This window comes from Sorangium sp. So ce1153 (assembly GCF_051521595.1).
Classification (GTDB): domain Bacteria; phylum Myxococcota_A; class Polyangia; order Polyangiales; family Polyangiaceae; genus Sorangium.
Map to the genome: position 1 here is coordinate 1,674,052 of NZ_CP150361.1, position 16,916 is coordinate 1,690,967.

General features: G+C 70.5%; 14 protein-coding genes. 1 reads left to right on the forward strand and 13 read right to left on the reverse strand.

All coding sequences use genetic code 11. The features are described 5' to 3' along the window. Nucleotides 1-212: 212 nt before the first annotated feature. The 4 genes from WME85_RS05930 to WME85_RS05945 all read right to left on the reverse strand — a co-directional run bounded on the left by WME85_RS05930 (nt 213) and on the right by WME85_RS05945 (nt 4,357). Entirely contained in the window at nt 213-779 is a 567-nt protein-coding gene (locus WME85_RS05930; protein ID WP_437835958.1) for a hypothetical protein, read from the reverse strand. A 297-nt stretch (nt 780-1,076) separates the two neighbouring features. Next, nucleotides 1,077-1,784: a hypothetical protein gene (locus tag WME85_RS05935; protein WP_437835960.1), complete on the reverse strand. Its 708-nt coding sequence runs from the start codon at nt 1,782-1,784 to the stop codon at nt 1,077-1,079. A gap of 705 nt (nt 1,785-2,489) precedes the next feature. Beyond that, nucleotides 2,490-2,891 carry a YciI family protein gene (locus tag WME85_RS05940; protein ID WP_437835962.1) on the reverse strand — a complete coding sequence of 134 codons (402 nt, stop codon included), beginning with the start codon at nt 2,889-2,891 and terminating at the stop codon, nt 2,490-2,492. Between the two features lie 518 nt (nt 2,892-3,409). Beyond that, on the reverse strand, nt 3,410-4,357 hold the full coding sequence (locus tag WME85_RS05945) for a hypothetical protein (RefSeq protein WP_437835964.1): 948 nt from the start codon (nt 4,355-4,357) through the stop codon (nt 3,410-3,412). 145 nt (nt 4,358-4,502) lie between these two features. Between WME85_RS05945 and WME85_RS05950 the strand changes: the two genes are divergently transcribed. Further along, complete coding sequence (locus WME85_RS05950; RefSeq protein WP_437835966.1) at nt 4,503-5,495, forward strand: amidohydrolase family protein; 993 nt, start codon at nt 4,503-4,505, stop codon at nt 5,493-5,495. A gap of 30 nt (nt 5,496-5,525) precedes the next feature. Here WME85_RS05950 and WME85_RS05955 read toward each other — a convergent pair whose 3' ends face one another. The 9 genes from WME85_RS05955 to WME85_RS05995 form a co-directional block, all read right to left on the reverse strand. Next, nucleotides 5,526-7,199: a hypothetical protein gene (locus WME85_RS05955; protein ID WP_437835968.1), complete on the reverse strand. Its 1,674-nt coding sequence runs from the start codon at nt 7,197-7,199 to the stop codon at nt 5,526-5,528. 74 nt (nt 7,200-7,273) lie between these two features. After that, the gene (locus WME85_RS05960; RefSeq protein WP_437835970.1) at nt 7,274-8,302 is read right to left on the reverse strand and encodes a hypothetical protein; all 1,029 of its coding nucleotides are present in this window, start codon (nt 8,300-8,302) and stop codon (nt 7,274-7,276) included. Between the two features lie 77 nt (nt 8,303-8,379). Then, a complete protein-coding gene (locus WME85_RS05965) occupies nt 8,380-9,717 on the reverse strand; it encodes a FecR domain-containing protein (RefSeq protein WP_437835972.1) in 1,338 nt (445 codons plus the stop codon). Next, nucleotides 9,708-10,340 carry an RNA polymerase sigma factor gene (locus tag WME85_RS05970; RefSeq protein ID WP_437835974.1) on the reverse strand — a complete coding sequence of 211 codons (633 nt, stop codon included), beginning with the start codon at nt 10,338-10,340 and terminating at the stop codon, nt 9,708-9,710. Before WME85_RS05970 ends, WME85_RS05965 begins: the two co-directional genes overlap by 10 nt. Before the next feature lie 267 nt (nt 10,341-10,607). Further along, nucleotides 10,608-11,375 carry a hypothetical protein gene (locus WME85_RS05975; RefSeq protein WP_437835976.1) on the reverse strand — a complete coding sequence of 256 codons (768 nt, stop codon included), beginning with the start codon at nt 11,373-11,375 and terminating at the stop codon, nt 10,608-10,610. Nucleotides 11,376-11,379: 4 nt separating this feature from the next. Beyond that, nucleotides 11,380-12,861 (reverse strand): AAA family ATPase, encoded by a 1,482-nt coding sequence (locus WME85_RS05980; RefSeq protein WP_437835978.1) that lies wholly within the window; start codon nt 12,859-12,861, stop codon nt 11,380-11,382. A 362-nt stretch (nt 12,862-13,223) separates the two neighbouring features. Further along, nucleotides 13,224-14,162, reverse strand: a complete 939-nt coding sequence (locus tag WME85_RS05985) for a helix-turn-helix transcriptional regulator (protein ID WP_437835979.1) — start codon at nt 14,160-14,162, stop codon at nt 13,224-13,226. A gap of 469 nt (nt 14,163-14,631) precedes the next feature. Then, the gene (locus WME85_RS05990; protein WP_437835981.1) at nt 14,632-15,027 is read right to left on the reverse strand and encodes a DUF6289 family protein; all 396 of its coding nucleotides are present in this window, start codon (nt 15,025-15,027) and stop codon (nt 14,632-14,634) included. 295 nt (nt 15,028-15,322) lie between these two features. Next, entirely contained in the window at nt 15,323-16,591 is a 1,269-nt protein-coding gene (locus WME85_RS05995; protein ID WP_437835983.1) for a peptide-N-glycosidase F-related protein, read from the reverse strand. Nucleotides 16,592-16,916 lie beyond the last annotated feature (325 nt).

A 16,916-nucleotide genomic window follows, 5' to 3' on the forward strand; every position in this document is an offset into this window, starting at 1 on the left:
GCGCCGTGGCCCGCCCGATCCGCCGGTCCCTCACGCGAGCTCCACGCCCGATGCGGGCGTCGGCGAGCGCGTGCCGGAACGCGGAGGCCTCTTGACGAGATCGGTCTCGAGGGGCGAGCGCGCTGGGCACGCCCCGGAGTCTACGACGACGACCGCGGGGTCGTCGCCTGGGACGACGAGGGAGCGCCCTGGGGCCCGCTCCGGCGCGCCGCTCAGATGCCCGAGGCCGACGCGAGGCAGGCGTCGAGCTCGGGGGTGTCCCGCCAGCCGCACTGGCCGGACGCGTCGCGCTCGCAGACGCCGAGCTTGCCGTAGCACGCGTACTCCTCGCGCCACTCGCACGTCGTGAACACTTCCTCGTCCGCGCAGACCTGCCCGCTACAGCCGGTGACCACGCAGGGCCCGCCAGGCGGTACCTCCGACACATCCCCGCCCCCAAGGCACGCGGTGAGCTCCGGCGTCTGTCGCCAGCCGCACTGGCCCGACGCGTCGCGCTCACAGATGCCGTGTTCGCCGTAGCACGCGTACTCCTCGCGCCACTCGCACGTGGTGTACACGGTCTGGTCCGCGCAGACCTGCCCGCTACAGCCGGTCGGCCTGCAGCGGCCGGGCTTGATCCCCCCGGCCGCCGCAGAGACGAGCTCGGCGGGGGCGCTGTCCACACCGTCGACCTCGGGGCTAGCCTGGCCGCAGCCGTCGTCATTCGCCCCGGCGAGCAGCGGGACGCACAGGAGGAGCGCAGTGAAGGCAAACCGATGACGCGTGGTGAAAGAATCCATCGAAGACCTCCTTAACAAAACAAACACAAAGTACAGAGTGCCCGGAATGGCGAACTCTTCTCCTTAGAGCACGCGGCGCTCCCACGCAACCCGCAGCGTTGCTCCTGCCACCCCGTGTCTCGGGCTCAGCGGCCGCACAAGACCCGTGCTGTATCCTTCACCATGGGCAGCCGAGGGGATAGCCAGCTTGGCCCGGCGTTTGCTTTTCCCAATGCTCCGAGCGCTTGCGAATCGGTCCGGAGGGCGGCCGCCTCGGCACGGCGGTTTTCCCTCGGGTGCATATCGAGAAGTGGACCGTCAGATCATGCGACATCTTGGGTTCACGGAGTGTACAAGCTGGTCGGCGTCGCCGTGGAACTCATCGATGGCGGTCCCCAGCGGGCACTTGACCGTGTACGCTGTGCTATGGGCGTTTCCGATGCCAGGGACGGTATTGGTGTTCATGTCGCTCATCTTCCACGCTTCGACCGTCTGGCACAGCAGTTCGATCCGGTAAACCAGGGTGTCGACCCAGATGTTGATCCCGACCAGGACCTGGCTCGCCGGGCAGATCACGCTGCCGGGCGAGCCGCCGTCGCCGCCGGCGGTCTCGGTCTGGAACGCGGTGCCCAGGGTGCCGTCGCTGGCGAGCGGCGCGCAGATCAGGCCAATACGGTCAATCGAGCCGCCGCTCCGGCCGTGGACGCCGACTGCCACGTTGCCGCTCCCACAGGGGATCTGGTAAGAGATGTCGACGGCCGTGCCGCCTGCGCCACCGGTGCCGCCAGCGCCGCCCATGCCGCCAGCGCCGCCCATGCCGCCAGTGCCGCCCATGCCGCCAGCGCCGCCCGTGCCGCCAGCGCCGCCCGTGCCGCCGCTGCCCGCGTCACCGCCGGCGGTACCACCGCCGCCGCCGGCTGCGCCGGCGCCCGTCGTGTCGGCGGTGCCCGAGAACTCAAGCTCGCCGACCCCCGAGATGGCGTTGCACGTCGCGTTCCCGCACGCGAGGGCGAGCGCCGCGGCCACCAGCGTCGCGAAAGGCTGTGTCGTCCGGACTGCGTGCGCTCTCATCGGAAGCTCCCGTGGCAGGTGATCTGGCCGGGCCCGACGCTCGCCTGGATGGCTGGCGCGGGCGACTTCCCGATGCCGCCCTGTACTGCCGAGGCGCCGGCCAGGACGCGCAGCAATGCGGAGGCGGCGCTCCTGGACGAGGCCGAGCGTCCGAAGCGCGGGGTGGAGTCAACCAGGGTAGGTCGGGTCTGCGGCATGAGGTCTCCCCTTCGGGGATCGAGGTCTCGGTGCGGGCGGTGGTCTGTTCTTGCCGAGGCCTGGCTGACCTGGAGGGCGCGGTCGTCGTGCCGGGCGGTCAGCGACGAGGGCAGCCAGGACGTCCGGCCTGACCATACCCGCGAGCCTGGCCGGAAGGAACCTGATCCGAGAGCCCGTGCCGTGCTCGCCGCGCTGGCCGGGGCCAGGCCATGGGCCTCGACGATCCCGAGGTCGAGGGCTTGACGAGCCCGTCACCTCCTTGACGCGCGAGCGAGATCTTTCCGGTCGCGCGCAGCTCCGCCGAGAGGCACGGCGCGCCGTCCTCGAAGCCATGGTCATGGCCCTGCCCGGCGCTCGGGATGTGCAGGCAGGCGGACGCCTTCGCTCGCTGCTCCAGGCTCGCGCGTGCCGGCGCGAGGTCGCGCAGCGGGCGCTCGGCGCGGGCGTCCAGCGAGGGTGAGCTCAGACGCGCTCTTCGGGGAGCTCGCTCGCGCTCATCACCTGCCGCACCTCGATGGCCATGTTGAGCGGCTCGCCGCCGGGCCCGGGCGCGGCGGACGCCTGCGCGGCGAGCTCGTAGGCGCGCTCGGGGCTCTCGACGTCCACCATCCAGAAGCCGGCGAGGAACTCCTTGGCCTCGGGGAACACGCCGTCGGTGATGGGCTCGCCGTCCTTGCCGGCGCGCACGAGCCTGGCCTGGTCGGGCCCTACCAGCGCTTCGATCCCCACGAGCTCGCCCGACGCGCGGAGCTTCTCGTTGAAGCTATTCAGGAACGCGAGGTGCGCCTGCAGATCCTTCTGCGGCCAGCTCATCAGCTGGTAGGGCTCTCTGGTCGGCACGTGCAGCATCAGGACGTATTTCATGTTCAGCTCCCTTTCAGCGTTCGCGCCCCGCGTCGGGCGCGCGTTCACAGAGGAGTCGGAGCCCAGGCCGCGTTCTCGACATCGCGGGGGACGATACTCGAAAAAAAATCTGGGAGCTTCGGAACGAGCCTCGGGGTGGGGCCCTGGGGGCGGCGCCGGGCGAGGAGGGGCCGCGTCTGCGCCGTCCTCCATCGCGAAGCCCCCCGAGCCGCAGCCGCCCGGCCTCGTCGTGTGCTTCAAGGCCGAGGACGTGAGCGAGTCGAGCCCGGCGCCGAGGGCGAGCCCCGCGCCCTGACGAACGCTCAAGGCCATCGTTGGCTGTTCTAGAACACCGATCACGTTGAAACCTGGAGAATTTTCACAGGGAGGCGGGGAGGCGGGGAGGAAGAAAAAAAATGAATTTCTCCCTCTTGCCGCCTCTCGCTCCCCGCCTCCCCGCCTCCCTGTGAAATTCCTGCTTTCTCTCGTGGTTTCAACCCGTTTGTCGCTCTAGAGCACGGGCGCTCGCCAGGCGGCGCTCAGCACTCGCACTCGTCCTCCCCTTGATAGGACTTGGCGAGGAACGTGATGTCGTACGGGTAGGTCGCCTCGGGCGGCCCATAGATGCGGAGGAGAAGGTCGTTCGCGGAATCCAGCCCCTCGCCATCGAGCCACACCCGTCCATGATCGCTCTGCCCAGCTCCGATGAGGTCCATCGTGGCCGCGCTGTAGACCTCCACGATCACCGTGTTCTCTGGACGGGCTGGAGGAGTATACTGCTCACAACCCGCGCCGCACAGCTCTGCCCCGGCGGCCAGGACGCGGAGATTCCAGTAAAACTCTTCGAACCCGAGAGAGGTATCGATCACATACCAGTCCTCATTGCCTTGGCAGAGGACGAAATCGATCCTCGAGAACCACGCGTCGCTGGAGCCTTCACCGCCATTTGTATACGCGAGCGGCGCCGCGGAGGTGGGCACGTCATTCGCCTCGTAGGCGTCGTCTGCACAATTCGACGCTCCACCGGTCCCGGTCTCGGCGCCGCCTCCACCGGGACCGGTCTCGGCGCCGCCTCCACCGGGACCGGTCTCGGCGCTGGCTCCACCGGGACCGGTCTCGGCGCTGGCTCCACCGGGACCGGTCTCGGCGCTGGCTCCACCGGGACCGGTCTCGGCGCTGGCTCCACCGGGACCGGTCTCGGCGCTGCCTCCACCGGCCCCACCGGTGCTGCTGCCGGTGCTGCCGGTGCCGGTGCTGCTGCCAGCGCCGCCAGCACCGAGGCCTGCGCCGTCGCCCGACGATCGCAAGCAAGACGTCGTTCCAAGCAACGAAGTGCAGAGCGCAGCGAAACCCATGAGACGAATCGAGCTACGGATGAGCGACATATAGAACTCCACTGGGCACAGGTGAATAACCACTTCAGGGCAAAGCCTCGCCCTCGAAGCGCAAGCCTCGAACATCGCGCGAATCGTGATCGAAGTCGTCATGTCAGATCACATCATTTCTCACGACTCCCTCCTTTTCTCATGGCACCAGCGCGGCTGCGCCGTATCCTTGGGGGCGATGGATCCGCATCGCTCAATGTGGTCTCGCCGGTCTCACCGCTGCCGCCGTCCGCGTCGTCCTCATTCGATGTTCCCTCACACCGATCGCGGGGCTCGCCTCCGCGGCGTCGCGTGGGGCGCTGCGTTCGCCGCCTTGCTGGGGTGCCGTTCGTCGCCGGCTCCGCCGGCCCGTCAGGAGGTCATCGACATCCATGTGCACCTGACGCAGGCCGACGCAGCGGCACCCTTGCTCGCTCACATGACCAAACATCACATCGATCGCGCCGTCATCCTGGCCAGCCCGGACCTGACCAGCGGCCGCGGCGGATCCGGGCTCTCCGGCTACCGCACAGGCAATGAGATCGTCCTCGACGCCGCCGCGGCCCACCCCGGAAAGCTCATCCCGTTCGTCACCCTGGATCTGGGCCACGACGACCCCGCGTACCTCGCCGAGCTCCGCCGCCGAGGCGCCTGCGGCGTGAAGCTGTACCAGGGGCACCACCTCTTCCACGAGCGTCCCCTCGACGACCCCTCGCACCAGGCAACATGGCAGGCGCTCGCCGATCAGGCGCTCCCGGTTCTCCTTCATGCCAACACCGTCCGTTACCGGGGCGAGCTCGAGGCGGTCCTGCGCGCCTTCCCCGACCTGCGCGTCGTGTGCGCCCATCTCTGCGGCAGCCGCACCGACCTCGCCCGCGTCGAGTCCCTGATGCAGGCGTTTCCGGGCCTCCTCGTCGATACGAGCCATGGCTCTTCCGGCGCGGCGGCCGAGGGGTTCGCGAACCTGGAGCGCGAGCGTGCCCAGCTTCTCAGGCTGTTCTCCCGCTGGCCCGAGCGCTTCCTGTTCGGGACCGATCTCGTGACGAGCGGGCTGAACCCGACGTCGACGGAGATGTGGGACCTGCAGGTGGAGTCGAACATGGGTCTTTTGAAAGAGGACCATTTTCGTTTCTTTCGTCAAACCGCCGACCAGTCGGCGCGCACCATCGGCACCTATCAAGGCCTTCACCTGCCCCCCGAGCTCCTGGGCCCCGTCCTCGGAAAGAACGCCGCGCGATGGCTCGGCCCCTGCCTGCGGTGAGGGGCGTCTCGCAGACCGCCGCCCGCGACCTCAGGGGCCGAGCTTCACGAGGAAAATGTCCCCGGCGGATCTGGGGTTCAGGAGCGGCCCCGTGCCAAAGTCGATCGTTCCCATGAACGGCCCGGCGGCGAGCACGTTGCCCGCCCCGTCCATGGCCGTGGAACGGCCGTACTGGTCCCCCCTGTCGCCGGTGTGCTTCACCCAGCGCACCGTGCCCGTCGCGTCGATCTTCGCGACGAAGGCGTCGCCATAGGTGCATTTCATCAGGCCCGTGCCGAGATCGACGTCGCCGTACATCAGGCCGGTGATGGCGATATCGCCGCCCACGGTCGTCGCGACGTCCAGGGCCGTCTGGGGCCCGTCCTGCCCGAGGCGCCTGGCCCAGAGGAGCTCGCCTTCGGGGTTCAGCTTGGTCACGAAGGCGTTGCCGCCCCACGTCACAGAGTCGGGTTCAAGCGGTCCGAACCCTCCGGAGCTCACCAGAGGACCTCCGCCAAAATCCACGGTCCCTTGAAACGTCCCGCTGACGACGACATCCCCAGAGCCGTCGACCGCGACGCCGTACGCCCTCTGGATCGCCGCGTCGCCGAACCGCTTGCTCCAGAGGTGCTCTCCGTCGGCGTCGAGCTTCGCCACGAAGATATCCTCGCGGCCCGCGGTGATCAGCGGACCGCCGCCGAGGTCGATCGTCTCGGTGAAGTAGTCGCCGAAGCTGCCGGCAAGAACGACGCTGCCCGACGCATCGAGAGCGACGTTGTGGATCTCCGTGTAGCCGAATTGCTTGCTCCAGAGGCAATTCCCCGCCGGGTCGAACTTCGCGATGTAGGAGTCGGCCTGCGCGGCGCTGGTCAGCGAAGCCCCGCAGAGGCTGATCTGGTCCAGGAAGAACCCGGCCACGACGACGTTTCCGGCCGCGTCCACGGCGATGTGGTCCGCAACTTGATCGGAGTCAGCGCCGATTCGAGTGGACCAGACGTGATCTCCGTCTGCCGTGAAGACGGCCACGAAGGCGTCTCTCCTGTCCTCCTGCCCCACGAGCGGACCGCCTCCGAAGTCGACGCTGCTTCCCTGCGTCGATCCCGTCGTCGCGATGAGCCCCGCGGGGGTGACCGCGACGTCGCGCACCCAGCTGGAATCGGAGAATTGCTTGTCCCAGAGGAGGGCGCCTTCGCCGTCGAATTTCGCGAGGGCGAAGGCCAGGCTGCCCTCGATCGAGAGCGGACCGTCGCCGAAGTCGACCCCATCGGCGACCTGCGTCGCAAGGATGACGTGGCCCGCCCCGTCCACGGCGATGTGGCCTTCCGAGAGGTGGGGTTCGCCGGCGTTCGCGCCGAAGTGCCGGCTCCAGAGAGCGTCGCCGGTGCTGGGCGCGCCGCCGCCGCTGCCGGTGGTGCCGCTGCTGGTGCTGCCGCTGCCGGCGGTGCCGCTGCTGGTGCTGCCGCTGCCGGCGGTGCCGCTGCTGGTGCTGCCGCCGCCGGCGGTGCCGCTACCGGCATTGCCGCTGCCGGCGGTGCCGCCGCCGGCATTGCCGCCGCCGCTGCCGGTACTGCCGCCTCCGCTGCCGGCATTGCCGCCGCCGCCGTCACCGCCTTCTCCCGTCGCGCCGCCGGCGCCGTCGCCGCGAATGGGATCGAGCGAAATCCTGTCGCACGCCGCGGCAAGCACGCTGAGCACGATGGATCCAGGTATGATGAGGTGTTTCAAGGAGCCCTCTCCGATCTCGATGAGGAAGTGCGCGTGGCCTGCTCCTGGGAATGGCCGCCTGCCGCGCTGGCGGCTCACCGCTCGACGACGACGCCGAGCGAGAACGACGCGAGCGGGCTGAAGGTCGAGGTCACCCGTCCCACGAACCGGATATCGACAGGCGGGATCGCCGCGCCGCCGAGCGCGCCCGCCGTGAGAGCGAGGGAGTCGATGAGCCGGAGTCGCACTTCGCCTCGCCCGTAGACGACGGCGGTGAGCGTGGACTCATCGCTGTCGAGGTAGGGCGGCCTCGCCTCGCCCGACGCGGTCACATGAGCGAGGCCCACGCCAGGGGAGAGGACGAGCCCGAAACGGCCCGTCCTCGCGACGGGCGCGAGGGCGAGCTCGGCGCCGAGGAGCGTGGAGCGAAAGCCGACCTCGCCTTCCGGCGCCTCGATCCTCGGGCCGACGATCGGCAGGTCCGCAAGGAGCCCGATGCCGACCCGGGCCGAAGGCCAGATCCGGAGCGAGGCATCGAGCGCCAGCGACACACCCGGCGTCTGCCATCCCACGACCATCGCGACGCCCACATCGACGAGCGCGGCCCTGGGCGCAACGCGCACCGGGAACGGGGGCGCGGGAGGCGCCCACGCGCCGAGCGGCAGGCTCCGCCACGCGTCGCCGGGCCCCACGGCCACGGCCGGAGGCGCGACGGGCGCGGGCGGGAGCGGCGCTGGCGCGACGGCCGCCGGCGGCGCGTCGCCGGGGGCGCGGGCCGAAGGCCGGAGCGCCCGCACCAGCTCCGCCGCGCGGAGCACCCGGGTATCGAGCGGGCCGTCCGGCGCCACGCTCGCGACGAGGTCCGCCCGCCCGCCCGACGCCGACCAGATCTCGATGGCCCCCTCGTCGCCCTCGGGGATGACGATGAGCAGCCCGCCGGGGGCGACCGGCGTCGGGCTCGCCTCGACCTGCACCCGCAAGCCCGCCGCTTCGAGCTCCTGCGAGAGCCGGTGCGCCAGCGCCCCGCGCGCACCGGCGACGACGGTGACCGGCGACCGCTCGTCGGCGGAGCACGGCGCCACGAGCGCCAGGAACGCCAGGGACGCGACGAGCGCGCCGCCCATCGAGCTCGCCGCGGCGCGCGCTCTGGACGAGCGCCGTCGGCGCCGGCCCGACCCCCGTGACCTCCGCGGGCGCAGGCTCAATCGGCCCCGCCGGCGAGCGTCGTCGCGAGCCCGGCGTGGGCCCCGTTCGGGTAGGCCGCGAGGTAGCGCGCGGCGAGCTCGCGGGCGCGCGCGTGGAGCTTCAGGTTCCTCGCGCACTCGATGGAACGGCCGAGCGCCTCCGGCGCGAGCGCGCCGCGCGGCCTCTCCGCGAGGTACACGGCGAACCAGCGCTCGGCCTCCGCCCAGGCGCCGCGCCCGTCGAACGCCATGCGGCCGAGGTGGTACGCCGCCACGGCTGCGGCGTCGCTCCCGGCGAACCGATGGCGCGCCGTCTCGTAGAACCGCGCCGCGACGCTCGGCTTGCGCGAGAGCCGAGCCGCGGATCCGAGATCGACCAGCTCCGCGCCGCCGGCGCGCTCGAGCACCGCGTCGACGCCCAGGAGCTCCACGTCCGCGAGCGCCTCGCCGAGCTCCCCCGCGGCGAGGTGCGCGCGCCAGCTCTCGGAGGGGGCCGCCATGGCCGAGGGCGCCTCCGCGCGCGCCGGCGGCGAAGGAGGGGGAGCGGGCGCGGGCGCGCCGGCGCTCGCGCCCGCGCCGGCGCTCGCGCCCGGACCGGCGCTCGCGCTCGGGACGGGGGCGAGAGGCTCAGCGGCCGGGCTTGCCGTCGGAGCGACGGCCGGAGGCGGCGCCTGCGGCGCGGCGGCGCGCGGGGCCGCGCAGGTCAGCCGTATCGACTCGGGGGCGGCGACGGCGCGCCCGGGCGGCTCGACGCAGGGGCCCTGGACGCGCACCCGGCCGGCGCTCATCGAGACGGCGAGCTCCTCGGCCTCCGTGTCCCACGTGACGTCGAACTCGGTGCCGATCACGTGCACCTCGAACGGCCCTCCCGCCACCACCCACCGGGTGTCGTCGCGATGCGCGACCCGAACGTGCAGCGAGCCGCGCTCCAGGAGGACCCCCGCGCCGAGCGGGCCGACCTCGGTCACACGGGCGCGCGTCCCCGGCGCGAGGTCCACGCGCGACCCGTCCGAGAAGTCGAGGCCGACCTGCGCTGTGTCCGCCGCCACCCACCGGCCCACGGCGCCCGGCGACCCGTCGACGCGGTACGTCAACGACGTCGACGGGTCGCTCGGCCGGGACAGCGCGAACGCGAAGAAGAGCGCCGAAGCGGCGGCGCACGCCGCCGCGAGCGCGAAGCCGAGCCGCCGCGGGGAGGGGGCCGCCCTGGCGCGCAGCGAGAGCGCGGCCTCTTTGCGGTAGATCGCCTGGAGCCGATCCGCCGCCGGGGGTCGCGCCAGCCGCTCGAGCGCGGCGTCCTGGTGCGCGGCGACCCGGCGTCCCAGGGCCGCGACGTCCTTGGTCCTCACGTCCATCGGTCGCCCTCCGCGAGCCAGGTGGAAAGCACTTCATCCTTCTTGCAGCGCTCGACGAACGCGATCTCCGCGCGGTGGAGCCGGCGCTTGACGGTCGCCACCGACACGTTGCAAGCGGCGGCCACCTCGGCGAGCTCCTGGCCCTCGACGAACCGCAGCGTGAAGGCCAGCCGCTCGTCGGGGTCGAGCGTCTCCAGGGCGCTGTAGAAGGCGCGCACGCCCTGCCTGGCCTCTGGATCGACGCTGGCCGAGATCTCCGGCAGCTCGTCGCTCGCGAGGAACGCGAGCCATCGGTGCCGCCGCTTCTTGCGGATCGCCTCGCGCGCGACGAACACGGTGACGCTGGTGATGAACGGCTTCAGCGACGCGGGCTCGCGCACGTCGTCGATGCGGGAGAACACCCGGGCGAACACGTCCTGCACGAGATCCTCCAGGGGCCGGATGTCGCCCAGGAGGCGAAACAGCATGCGCTCGACGAGGCCCGCGTAAGCGTCGAGCAGGCGGCGCTCCGCCGCGGGATTCCGGGCGTGCAAGCCGCGCAGGACCTCGGACGAGGTGGGCTGCGCGTCGACAGGGGGATCTGGCGAGCGGGGCTTTCGGACGACGCGGAGGTGCGCGGACATCGCGGTAACCTCTAGAATGGCCGGTCCCCGTCGCGACGGCTCAGCTCCGCGTCGCGGCCCCCGGTTCGACCGCCGCCTGGCCTGTCTGGAGCCCTCGGCGAGAGCGAGCGCCTCCTCGGAAGGAGCGTCCGAGAGCCAAGCTCCTCGAAGCGGCCGTCCCACCGTACAGCCACGCTGCGCGCGCTGGTTGAACTAGAGGACCTTACGCCATCCGCATCCCTCCTGGAAAAGTTACGCTATATCAGCAGCTTAGTCACGCAGCCCTGATCAAAGGGAGGACGGGCGGAGCGCGGCGCGGGTCATGGAGGCGTACTCGGCCTCTGCGGCGACGCTCCGCGCGAGCCAAGCCGTGGCTTCGGCGCGTAGCGCGGGCGGCATGTCCGGCATGGTCGCGATCTCCTGCAACCTACGAACGTGGGCGAGGTGGTCGCGACGGCGCTCGAGTAGAGACGGGCGGTCGTTCAGCCGCAACACCTGGTTGACGGTGAGCTCAGCGCGCTGGTCGCCCTCAATCGCATAGGCGTACTCTTCACGGTAGCCGATGAGCTGCTCCGGCTCATCTTGCGCAGGATGCACCAGGAGAGGCTTCTCCGCGGAGAGCTTTGCGCGTCGAGAGCGAGCGCGAGCTTCGGGGTTACCGAGCGGAAACAGGTTCCGCTTGTGTGTGCCGTTGCAGATCCCACACGAGAAGAGGAGATTGTCCCACTCGTAGGCGAGCCAATAGTACCCCGGCCGCTCGACGGGAGCCGTGCGCGCTTGCTGGACGGCCGCTTTGGGCCGGTAATGCTCGACGTCGCCTGCCGTGACGTGCTTCACTTTCGACTCGCAATAGCAGCACTTCCCGTGGTGCGCTTCTTCGAGCGACTTCTTCACAGCCCTGTGGGCGTAGAGGCCACGGTCGAACGCGAGCGTCGTCTCGCCGCGCTGGATTGCGGCGCGAGCGCCTCGGTACGTGGCGCAGACGGCCGAGCGCGCTGCGGCTGCTCGCTCCCGCAACACCTTGGGCGCCTGGACGGGCTTGTTGACGCGAATCATCAGGTCACGCGGCCCCGCCGCTAGCCTTCTTCAGTGAGCGTGCTGCGCGCGCGATGATGTCCATGGCCTCCATCTGCTCGGGGGTCTCGCCGGTGGGGAGCTCGCCGATCTCCTGCTCGATACGCTCCAGCGCGCGGCGGTCTGCGGCGGAGAGGCGCGGCTTGGTGAGGAGCTTCCGGCGCTCCGCGAGGAGCGGATCCAGCACGGGGGGCCGCGCGCTCGGCAATCCGAAGAGATCGCTGGTCAGGATTTGATCGATGCGCCAGCTGCGGACCGCCGCGGCACCGTTGTCGATGACCACGTGGTCGCCCTCGCGCCGGAGGACGACGACGTTCGCGTCGGTGGCGGCCTGCACGACGAGCGGGCTGTGCGCGGTGACGATGAACTGGACGTTGGGGAAGCGCCTGGAGAGATAGTCGAGCAGGGTGCGCTGCCAGGCGGGGTGGAGGTGCAGGTCGATCTCGTCGACGAGCACGACGGCCGGCTCGGCGAGGGGGTTCTCGCTCTCCGCGTAGCGCTCATGGAGGCGGCTCGCGAGGTCGACCATCCAGGCGATGAGGGTCTTGTAGCCGAGGCTCAGGCCGTGGAGCGGCACCCAGCCATAAGGCGTCTTCAGGCGGATGCCGGGGCGGGGGCGCGCGGGGTTGTCGCCGAGGTCGGCGAGGATCTCTATGTCGTCGACGTCGGGGAGCAGGTCGATGAGCATGGATCGGACGGCGTCGCGACGGGCGCGGGCCCGTTCTCGATGCGGAGAGGGTTTGCTGGACGCATAGTCGGCCTGGAGGAGCCACTCCTCCGCATTCCGTAGAGGGATATCGTCGCGAAAGAGAGTGAGGATGGGGTTGTCGGCACCCGGCTCGCTCAGCGCGCTCGCGCCCATCCTACGGGTAGCCCCGTACCCGAAGCAGCAGAAGGTGGCGAGCTCCAGATCGTCTACGCAATTGCCGCTCTTCCCTTCTTCTCCTTCTCCTTCGAGCAAGACGTGAAGATCATATTGTCGAAACTCTGCGCTGGCGTTCGACAGCACAGCACCGAGCCCAAACCTGCCATTGATGCGTGCAGCCATCTCTTTTGATCTCAAGAGTTCATGGCTGTCAACGGGGAAGGAGCTCTCTCCCAGCGAGCAGATGACGCTCCTGCTGGGGACAGGATGGTTGAATCCCGTCTCCTCCGGCGCGCTTCCGGCAAGCGCCTGCAGCAGCGTCGTCTTCCCGACGCCATTGTTGCCCAGGATGACGGTCCACTGCCGCGGCCTCCCTTCCCCGTCCGACAAGTCGAGCGTCTGCGCCGGGCCGAAGCAGCGCACATTCTCCAGTGTCAGGGACAGGAAGTAGACGGCCCTCGCTCCCTTCGGGCCTTCCTTCCGCGTCGCCCGGGGCCTCGCCCCGCCCCCCGCCGCCTTCTTCGCCGCCATCCGGTCTCCTATCGCCCAATTGCCCCTCCCGTGCAATCCCGGAGGCCCACCGGTGCCGGTAGATCCGCACATCGCGCTCAGGCGCTCGCTCGCCCCTGTCCGAGCGGATGCGGCGCGGAGGCCCGGAGCGGCAGCTGACCGTTCGGTCCGAGCGGGTGCATGAGCCTCAGAATCCTGAAGGGGCAGCGCCTCAGCGCATCACAACGAACCCCAGGCCTTCCACCCTCGCGCGTACCTCGTCCGGCCAGCCGAGCCGCGCGTCGATCCGCACCTTGCCCGGATCGAGCGCAGCGGCGTGCGCGAGCAGCGCGCCGACCTCGACCGCCTCGATCTCGGCGCGCGGCGTCCTCGAGCTCCCCGCGTTCGCCGCGCAGCTGTGCCACCCGCGCGGGCAGGCCCATCGTGCTGGCGCGGTACCGGGCGCCCGCTGTCCTTCAGCCTGCCCTCGACAGCGCGAACCCCTCGTGATCCCGCGCCGCGCCCCCCTCGCGCCGCTTCCCGTGCGGCGGCGGGCCCTGCATCGCCCTGCCGGGCGCGGATTCGCGGCGCGCGCCGCGGGCCCGCGCCCGCCACTCGCTCGGGCTCTGCCCCGTCGCCTTGCGGAACATCGCGCTGAAGTGCTGCGCCGACGCGCAGCCCACGTCGATGGCGATGGCCGTCAAGCTGTCGTCGCCCGCGAGCATCCGCCCCTGGGCGACGCGCACCCGCGCGGCGTTCACCTCCGCCTGGAAGGTCGTCCCGGCTCGCCGCAGGTGCCGCTGCAACGAGCGCTCGGAGAGGTGGAGCGCGCGCGCCGCCTCGGCCAGGGCGGGCCGGCAGGGCGACGCGCAGAGCAAGCGCCGGAGCGAGCCGAGCACGCCCGCCGCCCCGCCGGCCTGGTCTCGCAGCCCGATCAAGCGCTCGACCAGCGCCTCGCGATCGCCCCGGCCGAGCCAGGCGAGCGCCTCGCCGACGCCGTCGAACACCGCGACCGGGAACGAGGGCTTCAAGACCTCGTAAAAGCCGGAGACCACGGCGCCGGCGAAGCCCGACGGCCGCACCAGCGCCTGCCGTATCACCCGCTCGCGAAAGGGCTGCCAGCGCGCCGAGAGGTAAGCCGCCATCGACGCGAACGCCCGTGGGTCGGCGCCCTCGAGGCCTCGGAGGTCGACGAGCGACACGTGACGGCCGTCCTGGGGCGCGAGCACCGCGTCGTTCAGCCGATTGAGCCGTTCGACATCGTCGGCGCTCGGCCGCCCCCAGAGCGAGAACCCGTGGAAGGTGCGCTCGGGGTACCAGAAGACGAACGTGGGATCGACGAAGTACTTGCCGGCCGGCTCGGCCAGGAGCTCTTCGATGCTCGACGCGCTCTTCAGCTCGTCAAGAGAAACCATCGCGCCCCTGACCCACTGCCCCCTTGGGCAACCTGGACACCTGAACGTCGATACCCGTCATGCGAGGCCCTCGCCTCGCATGAGGGAAATCTCATGCCATCCGCCCCACCCACCAGAGACGGGCACGCGCCATGAGGCCCCCTCCCGCGCGGCAAAGGCCAGGCGCCACCCCACCCGGCGCGACGTGCTGAGCTGGCGAGCGTCGGACATGCGCCGTCGACCGAGCGCACCGGCGCGCGTGGACCACGACCGTCCCTGGTTCCGGTGTCTCGACAGCGCCAATCTGAGCCATGATTGGCACACGTCGGCGCACCACCGCCTCCGGGGGCGGGCCGCGCTGATCGTCGGGCTGACGCACGGCGGGATCGCCGCTAAGGCTGAAGAGGATCGAGGTGTCGAAGCCGGCGGGTCCGGGCGTGCGCCGCAGGAGCTCGCCGCAGCTGCTGGGGGGTACGACGGACGCGGCCGCTCAGAAGACCGGGCACGACGAGCCGACGCACGCCACGGACGGCGGCTCGCCGGGGAGCGCGTTGTCGTAGCAGATGTAGCAGTTCGTCGAGGGCAGCCCGGGCATGCTGCTGCCGGGGCAGTTGTAGCGACGCTGCTTGTAGTACCTCGACGCTTCTCCGAAGAACTCGTTATAATCGGGGTCGCAGTCTCGGGTCTCGACGCCGATCGGGGTCTTGAACGAGCTGTCGCTGTAATACGTCCGGGTGAAGCCGGTCGACATCAGCGGCTGCTCGGCAGTATCCACGGCCTCTTCGCCGGCGGCCCCCTCGGCCTCAGGCGCTGATTCGCTCGGCTCGGCCATGCAGGCGGCAAGAGAGACGGCGAGGCCGAGAGCGACAAAGATGTTCTTCAGCATGGTCTTCTTACTCCCTCGTTGTGACGGCGCCCAGGCGTGCCCCGGCGCCGTCCCGCCGCAGCGGGCCGACGCGCTGCTGCGGTGAGGGAGGGGCCCGCCCGTCGCGCGATCATCGTGAGGATGTGTACGCGCCGGGCGCTGGGCGCGCGTTCACAAACGCGCCATTCGGTTGTGTCTTCGCGCCACCCGGCCCGCCGGCCTCGCCGCCCCCCGCGCGCGGCGTGTGGTCCCCCGCGCCGACCCGGGTGCCGGCGACAGGCCGCGGCCAGTCGTCGAGGACGTCAACGGGACGCGTTCACTGAGCCTGCACGTAGAGCGAGAACGGGAAATTGCCCTGCCCGTCGACGAAGGTCGCGTCAGGGACGTCGATCACGAACTCGTGCGTGCCGGCGCTCGCGGCCCCCCACGGGACGATCCGGGTGTCGATCACGTCGCCAGGGCACCAGTTGCTGAACGACTGCCACTCTTCGTCCGAGAGCGGGGACCGCCCGTAGATGCCGTTGCTCTGGGTGTTGTACCTGCGAAACGGCTCGCACGACGTGCGCCCGGGCTTGTACTGCAAGGCCAGCTTGCCATCGACGTACACGTGGTGCTCGCGGCGAATATACTCCTCGCCGCCCTGGTTGGCGCCGTGGTTCGACGTGATCAACACGAGCTGTGCATTCTGCGTATCTGCCGGCAGCTCGAAGCTGACGGTCTTGCGGGTCGTGCCGACCCTGTCGCTGGCGCCCACGGCGTAGTTGTTGAACTCCTCGCCGATAGCCAGCGGCAACAGGACGCTGAAGTCCTGGGCCTCCTGCGTGCTGTCGGTATACAACAGCAGCGATCCGAGCTGCGTGTCATTGCGACCAGCGCAGCCGGCGACCTCGTCGTTCGCGGCGTAAGGCACGCCGAAGATGCTCAGTTCAAGCCAGAAATCGTGTTCGGCCAGGAGGTCGGGGTCTCTCAAGATCGGCACGAGGTTGCTGGCCTCCCATTCGTAGGGGACCGTCGTCGGCTGCTTGTTCATGTTCATGAACGGCGTGACGAACCTTGCGACCTCGATCCGCTCGACATCGTCGGAGACGTAGGTCTGGGCACCCTTGGGAACCAGCGCCAGGTTGACCGAGCCGAGTCGATCGTAGTTGTCGCACAGCGCTCCCACGACCACGCGGACCTTCAGGGTGGTCTGGACCCTGGCGAGCAGCTCGTCGGTCAACCTGGTCGCGACCAGCGAGTTGTTGTGGCGGATCACGCCGTCGGGGATCGGTTCGTCGACCGTCGCGGCGTAGCCGTCGTAGAACGTGATGTTCTCCAGCACCGGGACCTCCTCGGGCTCCGGGGGCGGCTCGTCGCCGCTGCCGCCGCCGCCGCCGCTTCCGCCGTTGCCGCCGCTGCCGCCATTGCCGCCGCTGCCGCCGCTGCCGCCATTGCCGGCGCTGGTCCCGGTGACTGCGCTCGTGCTCCCGGTGCTCTCGGAGGTCCCGGCGCCTCCGCCAGCGCCCGCGTCAGAGCGCTGTTCGTTCGTGCACGCGGCGAGCAGGGCGAACAGACAGGAGTATGGGATCGCGCGACGCAGGTTCATTCTTCAAACGTACCAGATCGCCGAATCCATGTCGCGCTGGAGCGGCGGGTCGGTCTGGTGCGGCCTCACTTCGCGTCCAGCGCGCAGACCGGGAAGCCTTCCTCGTCCAGCTCGCAGCTCGTGCCGGCCAGGCACGGAAAGAGCTCGATCCCCATCCGCGGCGAGCAGGTCCGCATGGCGGACACGCCTTCCTCGGTGGTGGCGCGGTCGCCGGTATCGGGCACGGATGAGCGCAGGACGCAGTGACAGCCCGTCGCTGACCCTCGATGGCGCTGGGCAGCCGCCTCGCGGAGGCGGACTCCCTCTGCGCGAACGAGCGTCTGAA